Raw genomic sequence first — 709 nt, forward strand, 5'->3', positions numbered from 1 at the left:
GGGGCTGCTGGAGGACGCGGGGCTGACGGTAGCGGTGCTGCGGGCGACGGTGAAGAGCGACCGCCGGGAGGAGTGGATCGCCGACCAGGTGGAGCGGGGCGTGGAGGTGGTGGTGACCAACCCCGACCTCGTGCGCACCGGGCTCGATCTGCTGGCCTTCCCGACGATCGTCTTCCTCCAGACGGGGTACAACGTCTACACGCTCCAACAGGCCGCCCGCCGCTCGTGGCGGATCGGCCAGGAGGAGCCGGTGCAGGTGATCTTTCTCGGCTACCGGGAGACCGCCCAGACCGCGTGCCTGGAGCTGATGGCCAAGAAGATCGCCGTCTCGCAAAGCACCTCGGGCGACATGCCGGAGAGCGGCCTCGATGTGCTCAACCAGGGAGGGGAGAGCGTCGAGGTGGAGTTGGCGCGGCGGTTGGTTGCGTAGCGTGAGTGGGGATCGCGGAGCGGTCTCCCGGCTTGAGGCCCCGATCACCGGTTGGTGGTTGGGGCCTTTTCCTTTTTAAGTCGGTCGATCAAACCTCGGCCATCGGGTGATACTTGCCTTCTTGGTCCGCATATCCCCTTCACAGAAAAGCGGAAAAAGTAAGATAAATCTTACATTTATTCAGCATTTTCCTACATCCGAACAAAGAATTATCGTTTAAAATTGTGCGAATCTGGTGATGCCATAGTGCTGGGCATTGCTGCTCTCTAAATGTCCTAC

General features: G+C 60.8%; 1 pseudogene. It reads left to right on the forward strand.

From position 1 onward, the window contains the following. Positions 1 to 430 (forward strand): annotated as a pseudogene (locus ACYQ2W_RS26495) (DEAD/DEAH box helicase); the annotation flags it as partial. Positions 431 to 709 lie beyond the last annotated feature (279 nt).

It is taken from the genome of Endothiovibrio diazotrophicus (assembly GCF_054657215.1).